The organism is Flavonifractor sp. An306 (assembly GCF_002159455.1).
GTDB lineage: Bacteria > Bacillota > Clostridia > Oscillospirales > Oscillospiraceae > Flavonifractor.
The window spans coordinates 13098-30334 of sequence record NZ_NFIQ01000047.1 but is presented as its reverse complement, the minus strand read 5'-3'; the positions used below and the strand labels follow the sequence as shown (position 1 = coordinate 30334).

The 17237-nt window shown below is 61.2% G+C and carries 19 protein-coding genes and 1 pseudogene; 3 read left to right on the top strand and 17 right to left on the bottom strand.

From position 1 onward, the window contains the following. Positions 1-214 (bottom strand): S-layer homology domain-containing protein (locus B5F88_RS12455; RefSeq protein WP_140402110.1); only part of this gene is annotated, 214 nt, incomplete at its 3' end. 366 nt (positions 215-580) lie between these two features. Here B5F88_RS12455 and B5F88_RS12450 point away from each other — a divergent pair. The 3 genes from B5F88_RS12450 (at position 581) to B5F88_RS12440 (ending at position 4225) form a co-directional block, all read left to right on the top strand. Continuing rightward, positions 581-1009: an Rrf2 family transcriptional regulator gene (locus B5F88_RS12450; RefSeq protein WP_343286467.1), complete on the top strand. Its 429-nt coding sequence runs from the start codon at positions 581-583 to the stop codon at positions 1007-1009. Between the two features lie 66 nt (positions 1010-1075). Continuing rightward, the gene (locus tag B5F88_RS12445; protein ID WP_087346571.1) at positions 1076-2986 is read left to right on the top strand and encodes an acyl-CoA dehydrogenase family protein; all 1911 of its coding nucleotides are present in this window, start codon (positions 1076-1078) and stop codon (positions 2984-2986) included. 24 nt (positions 2987-3010) lie between these two features. Next, the gene (locus B5F88_RS12440) at positions 3011-4225 is read left to right on the top strand and encodes an FprA family A-type flavoprotein (protein ID WP_087346568.1); all 1215 of its coding nucleotides are present in this window, start codon (positions 3011-3013) and stop codon (positions 4223-4225) included. A 90-nt stretch (positions 4226-4315) separates the two neighbouring features. Here B5F88_RS12440 and fucO read toward each other — a convergent pair whose 3' ends face one another. From fucO to eutJ, 16 genes and pseudogenes are all read right to left on the bottom strand, one after another. Then, entirely contained in the window at positions 4316-5464 is a 1149-nt protein-coding gene (gene fucO / locus B5F88_RS12435; RefSeq protein ID WP_087346565.1) for a lactaldehyde reductase, read from the bottom strand. Between the two features lie 161 nt (positions 5465-5625). Next, a complete protein-coding gene (locus tag B5F88_RS12430) occupies positions 5626-6984 on the bottom strand; it encodes an NCS2 family permease (RefSeq protein WP_087346562.1) in 1359 nt (452 codons plus the stop codon). Between the two features lie 91 nt (positions 6985-7075). After that, entirely contained in the window at positions 7076-7999 is a 924-nt protein-coding gene (locus B5F88_RS12425) for a CorA family divalent cation transporter (protein ID WP_087346559.1), read from the bottom strand. An 18-nt stretch (positions 8000-8017) separates the two neighbouring features. Further along, a complete protein-coding gene (locus B5F88_RS12420) occupies positions 8018-8524 on the bottom strand; it encodes a EutP/PduV family microcompartment system protein (RefSeq protein WP_087346556.1) in 507 nt (168 codons plus the stop codon). Beyond that, positions 8521-8901 (bottom strand): BMC domain-containing protein, encoded by a 381-nt coding sequence (locus tag B5F88_RS12415; protein ID WP_191399255.1) that lies wholly within the window; start codon positions 8899-8901, stop codon positions 8521-8523. Before B5F88_RS12415 ends, B5F88_RS12420 begins: the two co-directional genes overlap by 4 nt. Before the next feature lie 20 nt (positions 8902-8921). After that, on the bottom strand, positions 8922-9140 hold the full coding sequence (locus tag B5F88_RS21950; protein WP_338125781.1) for a glutaredoxin family protein: 219 nt from the start codon (positions 9138-9140) through the stop codon (positions 8922-8924). A gap of 93 nt (positions 9141-9233) precedes the next feature. Then, a pseudogene (locus tag B5F88_RS21945) lies at positions 9234-9719 on the bottom strand (peroxiredoxin); the annotation flags it as partial. 73 nt (positions 9720-9792) lie between these two features. Then, on the bottom strand, positions 9793-10002 hold the full coding sequence (locus tag B5F88_RS12405; RefSeq protein ID WP_087346550.1) for a hypothetical protein: 210 nt from the start codon (positions 10000-10002) through the stop codon (positions 9793-9795). Between the two features lie 13 nt (positions 10003-10015). Then, on the bottom strand, positions 10016-10567 hold the full coding sequence (locus B5F88_RS12400; protein WP_087346547.1) for a BMC domain-containing protein: 552 nt from the start codon (positions 10565-10567) through the stop codon (positions 10016-10018). A gap of 40 nt (positions 10568-10607) precedes the next feature. Continuing rightward, a complete protein-coding gene (locus B5F88_RS12395) occupies positions 10608-11516 on the bottom strand; it encodes a hypothetical protein (protein WP_087346576.1) in 909 nt (302 codons plus the stop codon). An 18-nt stretch (positions 11517-11534) separates the two neighbouring features. Continuing rightward, positions 11535-12860, bottom strand: a complete 1326-nt coding sequence (locus B5F88_RS12390) for a 4Fe-4S dicluster domain-containing protein (protein ID WP_087346544.1) — start codon at positions 12858-12860, stop codon at positions 11535-11537. An 18-nt stretch (positions 12861-12878) separates the two neighbouring features. Next, positions 12879-14291 (bottom strand): aldehyde dehydrogenase family protein, encoded by a 1413-nt coding sequence (locus tag B5F88_RS12385; protein ID WP_087346541.1) that lies wholly within the window; start codon positions 14289-14291, stop codon positions 12879-12881. Positions 14292-14304: 13 nt separating this feature from the next. After that, entirely contained in the window at positions 14305-15291 is a 987-nt protein-coding gene (locus tag B5F88_RS12380) for a cob(I)yrinic acid a,c-diamide adenosyltransferase (protein WP_087346536.1), read from the bottom strand. Then, a complete protein-coding gene (locus B5F88_RS12375; protein WP_087346533.1) occupies positions 15291-15557 on the bottom strand; it encodes a EutN/CcmL family microcompartment protein in 267 nt (88 codons plus the stop codon). The genes B5F88_RS12380 and B5F88_RS12375 overlap by 1 nt, the downstream gene beginning before the upstream one ends. 13 nt (positions 15558-15570) lie before the next feature. Beyond that, complete coding sequence (locus tag B5F88_RS12370) at positions 15571-16389, bottom strand: flavoprotein (protein WP_087346529.1); 819 nt, start codon at positions 16387-16389, stop codon at positions 15571-15573. Between the two features lie 17 nt (positions 16390-16406). Then, entirely contained in the window at positions 16407-17234 is an 828-nt protein-coding gene (gene eutJ / locus B5F88_RS12365; RefSeq protein ID WP_087346527.1) for an ethanolamine utilization protein EutJ, read from the bottom strand. Positions 17235-17237: the final 3 nt, after the last annotated feature.

Sequence of the window (17237 nt, the reverse complement as noted above, 5' to 3'; positions counted from 1 at the left end):
CCTCACGGGTGAAGGTGTCGGTGGGGGCGAAATAGCTGCCGTCATCCTTGCCGCTGACAACATTCAGGGCAACCATGACTTCGACAGCCTCTTTGTGCTGGATCTCATCGCTATCGGTGAAATCCTTGACCGCTGCGCCGGCGCCGACAACCATCATGCTCATCAGCATGAGAGCAGCCAGAACCAGACTCAGCGTCCGCTTGAGGTTTCTCATCGGAAATTCCTCCTTCTTAAAATTTGCTCATTTAGGAGAGGAGACCTCCCCTTCATGAACTTACATGCATACTATACACGACCACCCCCCAACCGTCAAGCGTTTGGAGGGCTTTGTAATGAAAGCGTAATATTACGCCCCCCGCTTTCCCGTATCCTTGCCTGCGTTCCCATATGGTGCCGTTTTTTCGCATGATCCTATGGTTTTAGACGCTATTTTGGGCATTTTGTTCCAACCTTTTTGTTGCAGAGGCCCTCCGTTGCACGCCTGCGTACACCATATATAATATAAGGTAGAAAAAAAGCGGCGCATTGCGCTTTTTATAGTTGACAAATTTTATCCAGTTTGGTATAGTGTGCTTGTAAGATATGTACGAAAGGAGCGGTCCCTCTGCTGATCACTCGGGAAACAGACTATGCCCTGCGGATTCTCCGGGCGCTTTTGGACGGACAGCTCCACCCCATCGGGGAGATCACCCAAAGCCAGCTGGTTCCCCAGGCCTTTGCCTACAAGATTCTGAAAAAGCTGGCCAAGGCCGGACTGGTGGAAATCCTCCGGGGGGCCTCCGGCGGTTACCGCCTGACGGCCGATCTGGACCGGACCACCCTGTACGACCTGATGGAGGCCATGGAGGAGGGCAGCGAGGTGAGCGCCTGCATGGACCCCCAGTACCCCTGCCCCTGGCGGGCGGCCCACGGCGGCTGCTCCATCCACTGCCGTCTGGCGGAGATCCAGCACAAGCTGGACCAGGAGCTGCGTGCCCACACCCTGGGCCAGCTTTTGCTGGCCCCCTGACCGGGCCGTCTTTTCTTTTTCCTTTAAAGTGGATGATTTTTGTCTAGCATAAAAGGAGGTAACGTCATGCTGTTCCAAACCACACCGGCCCACGAAGAGCTGCGGGCCAAGATCCGCGCGTTTGCGGAAGAAGAGGTCAAACCCATCGCGTTCCAGCTGGACCAGGACAACGCCTTCCCCGACGAGGCCATCAAGAAACTGGGTGAGCTGGGGCTGATGGGGATTCCCTACCCCAAGGAATACGGCGGCGCCGGCCTGGACGTGCTGAGCTACGCCATCGCCGTGGAGGAGCTGTCCCGGGTGGACGGCGGCACCGGCGTCATTCTGTCGGCCCACGTGTCCCTGGGCTCCTGGCCCATCTTCGCCTACGGCACTGAGGAGCAGAAGCAGAAGTATCTGGTGCCTCTGGCCAAGGGCGAGAAGATCGGCGCCTTCGGCCTGACCGAGCCCAACGCCGGCTCCGACGCCGGCGGCACCGAGACCACCGCCGTACTGAAGGGGGACCACTACGTCCTCAACGGCGGCAAGATCTTCATCACCAACGCCCCCAAGGCGGACACCTATGTGGTCTTTGCGGTTACCACCCCCGACATCGGCACTAAAGGAATTTCCGCCTTCATCGTGGAGAAGGGCTGGAAGGGCTTCTCCTTCGGCGACCACTACGACAAGATGGGCATTCGCTCCTCCTCCACCGCCGAGCTGATCTTCGACAACGTGATCGTGCCCAAGGAGAACCTGCTGGGCAAGGAGGGCGAGGGCTTCAAGATCGCCATGGCCACTCTGGACGGCGGCCGCATCGGCATCGCCTCCCAGGCGCTGGGCATCGCCCAGGGTGCCTATGAGAACGCCCTGGAGTACGCCAAGGAGCGCATCCAGTTTGGCAAGCCCATCGGCTTCCAGCAGACCATCTCCTTCAAGCTGGCCGACATGGCCACCAAGCTGCGCTGCGCCCGGATGCTCATTTACTCCGCCGCCGAGCTGAAGGAGGCCCATGTCCCCTACGGCATGGAGTCCGCCATGGCCAAGATGTACGCCTCCGACATCGCCCTGGAGGTCACCAACGACGCCCTGCAGATTTTCGGCGGCGCCGGCTTCATGAAGGGCATGGAGGTGGAACGGGCCTACCGGGACGCCAAGATCACCACCATCTACGAGGGCACCAACGAGATTCAGCGGGTGGTTATCTCCTCCCACCTGCTGGGCAAGCCCCCCAAGAGCGAGGGCGGTTCGGCCAGCCGGGCCAAGAAGCCCGCCCCCGTCACCGGCATCCGCAAGGGCAAGATCCTGCGGGACGGCACCCCCGCCGAGCAGGTAGCCGCCCTGGTGGAGCTGCTGGAAAAGGACGGTCACGACTTCTCCGTGGGCATCCCCATGGACACCCCCATCGCCCAGGCTGAGCGTGTGGTGTCCGCCGGCAAGGGCATCGGCGACAAGAAGAACATGAAGCTGGTGGAGGACCTGGCCAAGGCCGCCGGCGCCGCGGTGGGCTCCTCCCGCCCGGTGGCCGAGACCCTGAAGTACGTCCCCCTCAACCGCTATGTGGGTATGTCCGGCCAGAAATTCACCGGCAACCTGTACATCGCCTGCGGCATCTCCGGCGCCGTGCAGCACCTGAAGGGCATCAAGGACGCCTCCACCATCGTGGCCATCAACAAGAACGGCGGCGCCCCCATCTTCAAGAACTGCGACTACGGCATTGTGGGCGACGTGAACGAGATCCTGCCCCTGCTCACCGCCGCCCTGGACCGTGGTGAGAAGCAGCCCGCGCCGCCCATGGTCAAGATGAAGCGGCCCCGTCCGCCCAAGCCCGAGCCCATCGGCAAGCACTACGTCTGCGGCGGCTGCGGCTACGAGTACATCCCCGAGGTGGGCGACCCCGACAGCGAGATCGCTCCCGGCACCCTGTTTGAAAAGCTGCCTGAGGATTGGGTCTGCCCCGAGTGCGCCGAGGGCAAAGACCAGTTCATCCAGGCCTAACGTGAGATAAAGGAGGATTGCACCATGCATTGCGTCAGAACCGTCACCGACAACCTCTACTGGGTGGGCGCCAACGACCACCGGCTCACTCTGTTTGAGAATATCCACCCCATCCCCAGAGGGGTCAGCTACAACGCCTATCTGCTGCTGGACGAGAAGTCCGTTCTGTTTGACACGGTGGACTGGTCCGCCTGCCGCCAGCTGCTGGAGAATATCCAGTACCTCCTGAACGGAAAGCCTCTGGACTACCTGGTGATCAACCACATGGAGCCCGACCACGGCGCCTCCATCGAGGAGATCCTGCTCCGCTACCCCAAGGTAAAGGTCATCTCCACCGAAAAGGCCTTTATGCTCATGCGGCAGTTCGGCTTCCATGTGGACGGCCATGAGTGCATCGAGGTGGCCGAGGGGGACAGCTTCTCCTTCGGGCAGCACAACATCACCTTCGTGGGCGCCCCCATGGTCCACTGGCCGGAGGCCATGGTGAGCTTCGACACCACCAACGGCGTCCTGTTCTCCGCCGACGCCTTCGGCTCCTTCATCGCCCTGGACGGCAAGCTGTTTGCCGACGAGGTGAACTTCGACCGGGACTGGATCGACGAGGCCCGCCGCTACCTCACCAATATTGTGGGCAAGTACGGCCCCCACATCCAGCTGCTGCTGAAGAAGGCCGGAGGGATTCTGGATCAGATCAAGTTTATCTGCCCCCTCCACGGGCCCGTATGGCGGAAGGACCTGGGCTACTTCGTGGACAAGTACGACAAATGGAGCCGGTATGAGCCGGAGGTGAAGGGCGTCATGATCGCCTACGCCTCCATGTACGGCAACACTGAGGCCGCCGCCCAGGCGCTGGCCGCCAAGCTCTGTGAGCGCGGCATCACCGACGTGGCCCTGTACGACGTGTCCAACACCCACGTCTCCTATCTCATCGCCGAGAGCTTCAAGTACAGCCACATTGTCCTGGCCAGCGTCACCTACAACCTGGGCATCTATCCGGTGATGAAGAACTACCTGGAGGACATGAAGGCCCTCAACCTCCAGAACCGCACCTTCGCCATCATCGAAAACGGCTCCTGGGCCTGCAAGTCCGGCGACCTGATGGAGCGGTTTATTAACGACGAAATGAAGAACATGACCGTTCTCAACGAGCGGCTCTCTCTGGCCTCCTCCCTCCAGGAGGACAAGGCCGTGGAGCTGGACGCCCTGGCTGACGCCATCGCCGAGTCCGTCCGGGCCTGAATCGAAACACAGCAATAACAAACGGGGCGCGCCGCAAGGCGCGCCCCGTTTTCATCTGCTCTGGGTCGTATGGAGAAATTCTGCCAGGTCTTACATCAGGCTCTTGTACAGGGCCTCGATCTCCTCCACGCTAGTATCTCTGGGATTGCCGGGGCAGCAGGCGTCCGCGAAGGCGGATTCCGCCAGGAAGCGCACATCCTCCGGCTTGACGATCTCTTTCAGATCCGCAGGAATGCCCACGTCGGCCGACAGCTGCTTGACCGCCGCGATGGTAGCCGCCCGGGCCTCCTCCAGGGACATCTGGTCGATGCCCTCCACGCCCATGGCCTTACCCACCGCGCGATACCGCTCGCCGGTGTAGTCCGCATTGTACTCCAGGCCGGTGGGCAGCAGGATGGCGCACGCCACCCCGTGGGGGGTATCGTACAGGGCCGACAGGCCGTGGGCCATGGAGTGTACGATGCCAAGTCCCACATTGGAGAAGCCCATGCCGGCGATATACTGGCCCAGGGCCATGCCCTCTCTGCCCTCCGGCGTATTTTCCACCGCACCACGCAGGTGCTGGGAGATGAGGCGGATGGCCTCCAGATGGAACATATCGGAGATCTCGCAGGCGCCCTTGGTGATATAGCCCTCAATAGCGTGGGTGAGCGCGTCCATACCGGTAGCTGCGGTAAGCCCCTTGGGCATGGAGGACATCATGTCCGGATCCACCACGGCCACTTCCGGAATGTCGTTGGCGTCCACGCACACAAACTTGCGTTTCTTCTCCACATCGGTGATGACGTAGTTGATGGTCACCTCGGCCGCGGTGCCGGCGGTGGTGGGGACGGCGATGGTAAACACGGCGTGCTTCTTGGTGGGCGCCACGCCCTCCAGGGAGCGCACGTCCGCAAACTCGGGGTTGTTGACAATGATGCCCACAGCCTTGGCCGTATCCATGGCCGAGCCGCCGCCAATGGCGATGATGCAGTCAGCGCCGGAGTTCTGGAAGGCAGCCACGCCGCTCTTTACATTTTCAATGGTGGGGTTGGCCTTGATGTCGCTGTACACCTCATAGGAGAAAGCGGCCTTGTCCAGCAGGTCGGTCACCTTGGACACCACGCCGAAGCGGATCAGGTCCGGGTCGGTACACACCAGCGCCTTCCCATATCCCCGGGAGGTGAGCTCAGGCACGATATTCTCGATCGCGCCCTTTCCATGATAAGAAATCGTATTCAGGACAATGCGGGTTGCCATATTGTAATCCCCCTTTTCAAAATACGCCCATCGGCATGTCTGCCGAAATTCCAGCTATAAGCTATCACAACTCGCCCGGCAAAACAAGGGCTGCGCAATAAAAAGCACCAGAAGAGCAAAATATGGAACTTGATCACCCTGTCGGGCATAATTTCGTGCCGTCAGCCCATATTTCCCAGCAGATATTTTAAGATGAACAGCAGAGAAATCACATAGGCAAAAACCGGCACCTCCTTGCCCTTGCCCCGGACCAGCTTGATCAGGCAGTAGCTGATAAACCCGAAGGCAATACCGTCGGAAATGGAGTAGGCGAAGGGCATCACCGCGATGGTCAGGAAGGCGGGCACAGCGCACTCCAAATCGTCCCAGGCGATGGCGGCCGCGCTGCGCATGGTCAGTACGCCCACGATGATCAGGGCGGGCGCCGTGGCCGCCGACGGAATGATCCCCGCCACCGGCGCCAGAAACACCGAGGCCAGAAAGAGCAGGCCCACCACCATGGAGCTCAGCCCGGTCCGGGCCCCCTCCGCGATTCCAGTGGAGGACTCGGCGAAGGTGGTGACGGTGGAGGTGCCGATGCAGGCGCCGCAGCAGGTAGCCAGGGCGTCGGCAACCAGCGCCCTGTCCGCCCGGCCTTCTTCTCCCTTCAGCCCGGCGTTGGCCGACAGGCCCACCAGCGCGCCCAGGGTGTCAAAGCAGTCCACAATGGCAAAGCTGATGACCGCAGTGAGCAGGGGCAGCAGTCCCTTGGCCCACACGCCCGCCAGATCCAGCTGGAAAAACACCGGCGCCAGGGTCACATGCTCCATGGTCACCGACTGGGGAATCTGGGTCACCCCCATGGGCAGCCCCAGCAGGGTGGTGATGATGATGCCGATAACCACGGCTCCTTTGACCCGAAAGGCCATCAAAATAGCGGTAAGGGCAAGCCCCACCAGGGTCAGCAGGCCCTGGGTATTCCACACCCGCTGTCCATCCACCAGCATGGACAGCTGCAGGGCCGGCACCGCTCCGCTGATGGAGATGAGGCCCACGTTCAGCAGGCCGATAAAGGCGATAAACAGGCCGATTCCCGCCGAAATGGCATGCTTCATAAAATCGGGGATGGAGTGGATCAGCTTTCCCCGGAGGGGGGACACAGCCATGGCCAGGAAGAGCACGCCGCTCATGAGCACGATGGCCAGACCCTCCTGCCAGGTATAGCCCATTCCCAGGCAGACCGTGTAGGTAAAAAAGGCGTTCAGCCCCATGCCGGGCGCCTGGGCGAAGGGGACGTTGGCCAGAAGCCCCGTGAGGAAGCACCCGATGGCCGCCGCCACACAGGTGGCCACCAGCACCGGCCCCCACAGCTCCTCCGGCATAGCCGGGAAAAAGGGCTCCGCTGCGGAGCCCACGTTGGCGCACAGGGTATTGGGATTTACAAAAATAATATAGGCCATGGCAAAAAACGTGGTGATGCCGCCCAGAACCTCGCGTTTTACCGTACTACCTCTCGCCGCAATGGCAAAAAGTCGCTCCATACCATTTCCCACCTTGTCTCTTTCTTGTCACACTTTCCACAAATGGAATATACCGCCGCAGAACCCTGCAGCGGCATATCGGTTCCCATATTTATTCCGGCTTGTCCTCCTCTGAAGGGGGCACTTCCTGCGCCTCGGTCAGCTTTTTCCGGTGAAGCCCGATGGCGTAGCGCCGTTTGCCGGGCTCCAGCGGATTTTCCTGCCGTCTGTTGACGCGGTACATCATGCTCGCTCCCACGGACAGGCCGCCGATGGCCAGGCCGCCCACCACGCCAAGCACCGGACTGACCGCCAGCAGGCTGCCGAACATGAAATTCAGGGTCACACCCACCAGGGAGATCAGGCTCAGCAGTCTGGCGCTGCGGTTGATATTGTTGTTGATGATGGACGTATAAGTATCAAAGTCCTTGATGACCGTATTCTTGGTCAGCTCGTAGCGTTCCTCCAGGAACTGGAACTCCAGCATCACCTGGCCCTGGAGCACATAGCTGTTCTGCATCTGCATGGGGTAATAGCCCTTGTCGATGTGGGTCAGAATCTCCTTCACCGCAATGACCATATTGCCGCACTGGGTATAGCTGCGGCGGAAATCCAGCAGCTGATAGGTGCCGCTGTTATCCATGCGGTTGTCCAGCGTGTCCTCCAATTCCTTCATCAGGTCGGCGCATCCGCCCACATAGGCCGACAGATCCTGTATCTTGAATTGCAGCGCGTACATGATCAGCTGGCCGATGTATTTGACGGATTTGTCCGACAGGAATCTGACAAACGCGCCGGCGGGCGACTCCTCCAGGAGCACATTGCTGCCCATCTGCCGCAGCCGGAGAGCGCCCGGCTCGCCGCTCAGGCCATAGAGCAGCTCCAGGACCAGGTCCTCTCCTTCCATGTAGATGCGATCCTGGGTCACCTGAAGCTCCAAGGGCGCTGTAAACACACAATACGCGCTGTCTGCAATATCTCCAGATTGCCCGCACCGCCCCCGGCTCATTGCCAGGAGAAAGCTATTGGTTTCCACGGGGGTGTCCTCCTCACCTCAAAGGGCTCCATATTTGTCTGACAACACCATGCGCGGATGCTCGGCCTCTTCCGCTGTGTCCCAGGGCAGCACGTCCCCCGGCTCACGCAGATAGTTCAGAATCTGCCAGATCCCTTCCCCCGTGTAAGAGCTCACCCGGAAAATGGGGTCGCAGCCCGCCAGCGCCAGCCAGTTGTGGGCCCGGTCCGGGTCGCCTCCCTCGTGGTCAATCTGGGTTACAATGCCAATGACCGGCCGGTTGCAGCAGGCGGTCACGCAGGGGGGATAGAGAGAATAGGGCTCCGTCGCGCTGAGCAGCAGTCCCACCACGTCCGCCTCATAGGTATAAAGCGCAAGCGCCTTTGCCAGCGAGGCGTTTTCCGCGTACTCCCCGGGGGTGTCGATCACCACGTCATAGTGGTTGATGTACTGGGTTTTGTGATAGTGGATCACGTCCCCCTTGAGTGCCTGGGTCAGGGTGGTTTTTCCGCACTCGCTGCGGCCCATCAGAATAATTTTTTTCATGTTCTCGTAATCTCGCAGATGGTAAAGCCCAAATGGTTCTTCAAATAGGTCACGATGGCGGTAATGGCCGTCTGCACGTTGGAAATACGGCCGGTGAAGATCAGGGTGCCGCTGAAGCGGTCAATGAATCCCATCTCCACCTTGGAGCTTTTGATGGCAATATCTCCGGCAATGACAGAAATCTCAGAGGGCGTCATGCTCAAAATACCGATTGCCGCCTGCTGGTAGTCCAGATTGGGATTCAGCCCCAGCTTTTGATAGATGATCTCATCCGGACTGGCAATGATATGGGCCAGGGTCACCTGTTTGCCCGGCACCATCTCCTGTACCAGGCGCATTTTTCCCTCCTGCACCTGACCAAAATCCATTAAATCCATCAACGTCTCACCTCACGCTGTCAGTTCATACCCAAAGCGGCCTTGATTTTGGGCATATTGTAGCCCACAATCTCCTCTCCGTTGATCACGGTCACCGGCAGGCCGGTATACCGCCGCTGGCGCATAAAGTCCTGGCCCGCTTTGTCGTGCTCCAGATTGAACTCCTGATAGGCGATACCCGCCCCCTGCAAAAACTCCTTTACGCTGCGGCAATAGCTGCAGGTGGGCATGGTATAGATCTGAACCGATGCGCCCTGGACCGCCTGATATGTGGGCTGCTGCTCCGGCGCATCGGGATGGAGGTTCTCCTCCCCCGCCTGCCAGCCGGCCGCGCACAGTCCGCCGGTCTGAAGGGCCGCCAGTACCCGCAGCACCTCCTCGGGGTTGCGTCCGATGTTGTTGTCATGGATTACACTATACCGGACTTTTTGCTCCGGGTCAATCAAAAATAATCCCCGCAGGGCCACGCCCTCCTCCTCCAGGAGCACGCCGTAGCTGTCGCAAGTCTGCAGGGTCTGGTCGGCGGCCATGGGATAGCCCAGCTTTCCCAGGCCGTTGCGCTGCCAGGCCAGGTGGGTGTACACGCTGTCGGTGCTGACGCTCAGCAGCTCAGCCCCCGCCTGTGTAAATTTTTCCATGCAGTCGGAAAAAGCCGTCAGCTCTGTGGGACAGACAAAGGTAAAGTCCATGGGGTAGAAAAAGAGCACCAGCCATTTTCCCTCATAGTCCGAAAGACTGACATGTGTAAAATGCTCTCCGTCTGCTGCCAACGCCTCCATGGAAAACCAGGGGGCCTTCTTTCCGATCAATCGTTCCACACAGCTCACATCCTTTTCCAGTTATGCTCTGTCCTGCCGGAGCCCGAGGGCTCCGGCAGGACAGGCAGCTTTTTTACTTCTCGGGATGATAGAAGCACTGATTGCAGTCATCCGTCTTCTGCTCACCCTGCTCTTCCGGCTGATAGAAGCACTGAGAGCATTCCTCTACCGGCTCCTGCTCGGGAGGGATATGGTAGGGGGTCTGAGGCACATCCGTTTCTTTCTTATCCTGTTTCCGGCTGGGGGCAGGATAATGGCAGTTGGGACAATCCCGTGCAGTCATTGCATGCAACCTCCTAATTGGCAAGTTTTTCGATCAGGCCGGGATGGGGGGAAGGAATTACGCAGCTGCTTGTAATATCTCCTGTTTCCTCCAGCTGATGCATGGCAGCTTTTACCGCCGAACGGACCGAGGAGACTTCGCCTGTCAGCAGAATAAAGCCTTTTCCGCCCAGACCTCTGGCAATGCGAATCTCCATCAGGGTGACGTTGGCCGCCTTGGCGGCCAGGTCGCCGGCCTGGACGGCAGTCAGCGCGGTCATGGTCTCAATCATGCCGATGGCGCCCGTCCGCTCCACTTCCGCCGTACCCACAATGGCGCTGGGCACAGAGTCATGCACATTGTTGATAATGTGGCTGCCGACAAGATGGATCCCCGCCATCTGCTTCCCGCTTTCCATGGCGCTCTTTACCGCGCCAACCGCGCCGCAGAGAATGATGACATATTTCCCGGGGCAGGTGGGGCTGGCCGTCAGCAGCTCCACGTTGGCCGCCTTCAGCACCGCGTCAGCGGTCTCTACCCCCACGGGAATACTTTTCAATTCCAGTAATCCGATGGACTTTCCCATAACAGGCCTCTTTTCCTCAGAATTGCTGTGATACTGCCGGCTAGATCACACTGGCAATGGCGTTGATGATAATGGTCAGGATAAAAATAGTGGTAGCAGGGGGATCGATGTGGGTGTCGCAGTGGCTGTTGAGGCTCTTGCCCACCAGATCGCCCATCAGGGAGCCCAGAATGCCGAACAGGATACCCAGCAAAACACCGGCTTCACCCCAGGCCTGGATGCCCGCGGAGGCGGCCAGGGCGGAGGGCAGGAAGATGTGGTGGGTTGCGGGGGTGGCAAATCCGGTCTGGGTAAAGATCAGGGAGATAGCGGCGAAACCGAAGCAGATGATGTGGAAGATGCCGAAGGCCGCGGTGTTGCCGCTGTTGAACAGGGACATGGCCAGGCCGCTGACCACGATGCCGATGCCGGCGCCCAGAACCACGTTATAGGCAAAGCCCTTGCCGGTGGAGAACCACTCGCGGTTGCCGGAGCCGGTGTACTTGCCGGTGAGGCCGGTCTTACCGAAGACCAGGCGGGTCACGATGGCCAGGATAAACACGGTGATGCCGGGCAGGTCGGTGGTGGCGGGGCCGGCGTTGCCGATAACCGGCAGCAGGCCGATGCCATAGCTGATGATGTAGCCCAGTACGCCGAAGATGCCGCCCACGATGATCACGTCAGGCTCACCCAGGCCGTTGAGGGAGGACAGGATATCAGTTCCAGAGGAGAGCTTGCCCTTTTTCCCGGCATAACCGGCCGCGGCCACGCCGCCGGCGAAGGAAATGTGAGGACCGACAAAGGAGCCGAACGCCAGCATCCCTACCGCAATATCGCCGCCCACACCGGCGGCGGTGAGCACGCCGCCCACCAGAGCAAAAATACCAGTCATGATAAACGCGGGGAGGGCGCCCATATAGGCACCAATGACGCCGCCGCCAAACGCAGCGATCAGAGCAAACAGATCCATAAACACTACCTCTCTTCCTTATTGCCGAATGATAATCTCTTTTTCGGTTACAGACGCTACCGTCCCCGAGATACTGGCATGGAGGTTGGCCCCCAGCTTTCCTTCGGGAATGACGGCGATGAGGCTTCCCCGTTCCACCCGGTCTCCTTCCTTCACCACGGGCTGGGCGGGAGCGCCCACCCCCTGGCTCAGCGGCAGGGTCACGGCCTGCGCGTGCATCTGCGTCTCTTCCATGGGCGCGGGCACGTCGTAAGCGGTAAGGCCCAGCTGCTGGATCAGCTTATGGACCGGATAGCGTTTGAATTGGCGGAAGGGCGCCGCCTCCTGGGGCTGTTGATGGAGGGCATTGCGTACCCCGTTCTTTCCCATCTCACCCTTGAGCATGTTGTTCAGCTTCCAGGGCTGCAGGCCCATAACGCAGGCGTATTCACACAGGCGGCAGCCGCAGCAGAGATAGGCGTTCATGGGGGTATAGGATGGATCGCACAGAGACCCGTAGGCCGCCAGGCGCATCATCTTGTGGGGCTGGATGCGGTGTCCCAGCAGGCCCCGGGGGCACACCTCGGAGCACAGGGAACACTGCATGCAGGCCGCTCCCGCGTCCCGCAGCATCTGCGGAACGCTGCGGTTCAGGCTGGCCAGCAGAGGGTGTCCCTCAGGCACCACGATCAGGCCCTTGGTGGTCTTGGTCACCACGCTGTCCACAGACACCACCTTGCCCATCATGGGGCCGCCGTTGACCACCTGGTAGCGCTCCACCGTGGGGCCGCAGGCCAGGGCCAGCGTCTGGGCCACAGTGACGCCCAGGGGTACCTTTACCGTCTTGGGGGTGCGCACCGCGCCGGTGACCGTGACATATTTGTCGATCACAGGGGTCTGATTGCGTACCGCCGCCAGCACGTTGAGGGCGGTTTCCACATTGCTGACCACCACGCCCACATTGAGGGGGATGCCGCCCTCCGGCACGATGCGCCCGGTCACCTCATAGACGATGACCTGCTCGTCGCCGGCGGGGTAGAATCCGCCCATGGTATGGAGAGACAGCTTGGGATGGGCGGGCAGAGCCCGCCCCAGCGCTTCCACAGCGGCGTGGTAGTGCTCTTTCAGCGCCACCACGCCCCGCTGGGCTCCCACCTGCTCTACCATCAGGTCCAGAGCCTCCAGCAGAGCCTCGGCCTGACCGGCCATCAGCTGCTGATCCACCCGGAGCAGCGGCTCGCACTCCGCCCCGTTGATGATGACCGTATCAGCCTGGGCCTTCAGCTTGACGTGGGTGGGGAATCCGGCGCCGCCTGCCCCCACAATCCCAGCCTGTTCGATCAGGCCAATGAGATTTTCGTTCATATGGCCCAAACCTCCGTTTTATCGTACGTCCATACCGCCTACCAGCACGCAGCGGCGCCGACGGGCAAAGGACTTGGCAGACGTCAGGCCCTCGCCGGTGGGACCGGCAATGGTAAAGGTGGTATAACCCTCGCCGCCCACGCCGATGCCGGCATAGGACGGGCCGTTCTTCACAAAAATGGTGGTCTGGATCAGCTTGGCCATCTTGGTCAGCTTCTCCACATTGCGGGAGTGCATCATGGCGGTGTGACGGTTGCCATGCTCCACACGGACGGCCATCTCGATGGCCTGGTCCACGTCGGGCACCCGCACCAGAGGCAGAATGGGCATCATCAGCTCCACCTGCACGAAGGGATGGTCCTCGGTAGCCTCCATCAGAATGACCTTCACATCATCGCCCACGCTGATGCCGACCTGCTCCAGGATGTACTTGGCGCTCTTGCCCACAAAGTCCGTGACCGGGCTCTTGCCCTCCTTGGTCACCAGGCTCACCAGCTTGTTGATCACAGCGGGATCCTTGACCTCATAGGCGCCATGCTTCTTCATGTTGAAGATCAGGTAGTCCGCCACGGAATCCACCGCGATGATCTCCTTCTCGGCGATGCAGGGCAGGTTGTTGTCGAAGGAGCAGCCGTCCACGATATCCTTGGCGGCCTTCTCCACATCGGCGGTCTCGTCCACCACCACGGGCGGGTTGCCCGCGCCGGCGCCGATGGCCTTCTTGCCGCTGGAGAGCACGGTCTTGACGATCCCGGGCCCGCCGGTGGCCACCAGCATACGGATCTTGGGGTGGTTCATCATGGCGTTGGTGTTGGCGATGGAGGGCTCGGACACCGTCACCACCAGATTGGCGGGCGCGCCCGCCACGGCCAGCGCCTTGTTGATGAGCCGGACCAGGTGGAGGGAGACCTCCTTGGCCCGGGGATGGGGGCTGAACACCACGGCGTTGCCGGCAGCCAGCATGCCGATGGAGTTGCAGATAATGGTCTCGGTGGGGTTGGTGGTGGGAGTAATGGCGCCGATGACGCCAAAGGGAGAATACTCCACCAGGGTCAGACCATCGTCGCCGGTCATGGCGTCGGTGGTCAGATCCTCAATACCGGGGGTCTTGGTGGCGGCCAGGCGGTTCTTAATGAGCTTGTACTCATAGCCGCCCATGCCGGTCTCTTCCACGGCCTTGCGGGAGATGTACTCCAGGTTCTCCTGGTCCAGCACCACGTCCCGGATGGCCTGCACATACTTGGCGCGGTCATGCATGGAGCGGCCCAGATACTCCTGCTGGGCCAGGACAGCGGCATTCACCGCCTCATCCATGCTTTTGAACACACCCCACTCGCCGCCGCAGGCGCAGCAATCCTGGGTCTGCGGCGCATCCAGCTGGGAGAGCACCTTTTTTACGATGGACTCCACCACAGTTTCATCTATGTTCATTGTTGTTTCCTCCTTATGGGGACATTGCCCAACGTGCAATCTCCATGTCCTGCTCCACGGTACCGCCGGATACGCCGATGCCGCCTACAACCTCCCCGTCTACCACATAGGGGAAGCCGCCGCCGAAGAGCACGATCTTTCCGGGAATCGCAGTCTCAATGCCGTACAGGGGCCCATCCTGCCCGGCCGCCTGGCCGAGCTCATGGGTCGCCATCTTCAGCGCGCTTGCGGTATAGGCCTTTCCGGAGGCAATCTCCACGCTGGCCAGGAGGGCGCCCTCCATCCGCTGCAAAAGCACCAGATTGCCGCCCTGGTCAACCGCCGCGAACACCACCGGCACGCCCAGCTGTTCGGCCTTTTCCTCCGCCCGCTTGGCCATCCGCTGCAGATTGGCCAGCGAGAAGGGAGGCATCTGTCCGTCCTGGCGCTGCTCCAGTTTTTCCCGCACCAGGTTGGTCACCTGCTCCCGCAGCCGGTCCTCCTGGACCAGATCCTCCTGGAGCCGGGCCAGCGCGTAAATGGCGTCGGACAGCCGGTTCACATAGCGCAGCACCACCTGGCGCACCGGATACTTCTGGGACATGGATACAATGTGCCGCTCGGCCCGCCGCACAATGGTGCGGGCCACATGGAGCGCGGCGGAACAGGGATCCACGCCGGGAATGACAAAATGGGTCTGCTTGCCGGTGGTCTGGGTACAGGTATCCACCACCTGCTCCAGGAAGGCCACGTCCTCCTCGGAGAGGATGCCTTTCAGCTTTTCCATCCCCTCTTCGTCGCTGGCCAGCTCGGCACCCAGGGAGAACAGTCTGCCCTGAATGGTGTGCAGAGTGGTGCGGATGTACGCCCGGTCGGTCTGGGCATAGGCCAGACCCAGCATGGAGTTGGCCTCGTCGATGGTACCATAGGACTCCACCCGGGGGCTGTCCTTGCTGACCCGGGTGCCGCCCACCAGGCTGGTCTGTCCCTTATCACCGGTTTTGGTATATAAGTTTGCCATCAGCCCACCTCGACGGTATCTACAATACCTACAATAGACGTATCTACCGGCGCTTCGCCCTTTCCAAAGACATAACGGGCGGAGCTGCCCTTACAGACAATTACAATCTCACCCACGCCGGCACCCACGGAATCCACAGCCACCTCGCTGGTGCCGCTTCGTTCCAGACGTTCGGTCAGCTTTTCCACCACCAGGAGCTTCATCCCCACCAGATGCTCGTTCTTGCTGGTGGAGACCACAGTCCCGATTACTCTACCCAAATACATAGTGTCACCTGCCTTACGTCTCTTTGCGGAGCACAATACCCCGGCGGCGCGCCTCGTCCGCTGCCAGCTGGGTGATCAGCGCGTCGCGCTCCACCCAAACCGTGCAGTTGGAGGGACAGGCGGCCAGCTGGCGGCCGCTGATCACGTGGCCGCTGAGGCGGAGGTCCGCCGGTCCCGCCGGCTTGGCCGCTGCGGGCCGGCTCTTCTCCCCTGCCGGAGAGAAGCTGCTGGCCAGCGCCCGCTTGACGGCCTCGTCCAGCCGGGGGGCGGAGGTCAGGCGGGCGCCGTAGTCCCGCAGGGCCTCCAGATGGTTCCGCAGCGTCTGCTTCAGCGGCTCTGCCATCCGGAACCCCCGCCGGGCCCGCTCCGCGTGGTCGGGGCAACACCCGTCGGTGGCCACAATCACGTTCTTGCCCCGCATCAGGCCATCCAGAATGACCGCCGCCGCCGGCGTGTCCGCCATGCATGACACCACGTGGGAGACCGTCCGGACGGTGGCCGCCGGGACGATGATGGTGTCATACTGCTTGGTGAGCGCCTCCGGTGTATCGCCCGGCGTGCCGATCCACAGCTCCTCCGGCTCCAGCACGGAGCGGATGGCCTCTACGTCCAGCAGCCTGGCCGCGCTTTGGGAGAGCAGCACACGGAAGGTAAATCCATCGGCCCGCAGACGGCCCATGGCCTCCAGACCTTCCGCGGCGCTGATGTTGGACCCGGTGTAGACCACAAGAGCCTGCTTCATCCGCGCCATCAGCTTTTCCACTACCCGCTGGGCCAACACCTCCACCAGGAGGGTCTCCCGAACCAGGCTGTCCAGCTGCTCAGTCGTCAAAGGTCCTCACCTACTTCTTATAGTGTGCAATTGACGGCAATGCCCAGCGGGGTCACCAGCAGCGGGGCCGCCGGCTTGATCACCGGCACGCCCAGGAACTTCTCAAAGGTGCTTTCAAACTGGGTAAAGCAGCAGGCGCCGCCCACCACATAGATCTCGTCCACCGGGTAGTCCTTCAGATAGCGCCCCACGATGGAAGCCATCTTCTCTACCACCGGCTTGACGATGGGATATACGTGGCTCTCCTGGGCCGGGTCCCGCTTGGCCTGCTCGGCCTCCTGGACGCTCCAGCCGTGGAAGCCCGCCAGCACCAGGGTCATATGGGTGCCGCCGGTGGGCTCGTCGCCGGTAAAAATCACCTTACCGTCCTTGAGAATGCTGATGCCTGTGGTGCCGCCGCCCACGTCCACCACCGCGCCGTCCGTGATGCCAAGCACCGTGGAGGCCGCGGTGGGTTCGTCGACAACATTGGTGAGGCGGAAGCCCGCCCCTTCCACCACGTTTCCGATCACTCGGACATTGCCCTCGATGATTCCGGGCGGAATGGCGCAGGCTCCCGCTTCCAGGGTGGTACCCAGCCGGGCCTCCAGCTCGTCTTTCAGCTTGGTCACCGCGTTCAGGGCGCCAATGTAGTCCACCACAATGCCGTCCCGTACCACGGTGGAGGGGTAGGTGGCGCCGGCCACCGGCCGGTTCTGCTCATCCACCACCGCCAGCACGATGTTGGCCGTGCCCAGATCCACCCCTGTACGCAGCGTCCCCTCCCAGGGGTTGCAGCTGCCGGTCTCAATCAGCCGCTGGAACTCCAGAAGGGTCTCGTTGCCTTTGCTTATATCCTGCCCCATTGC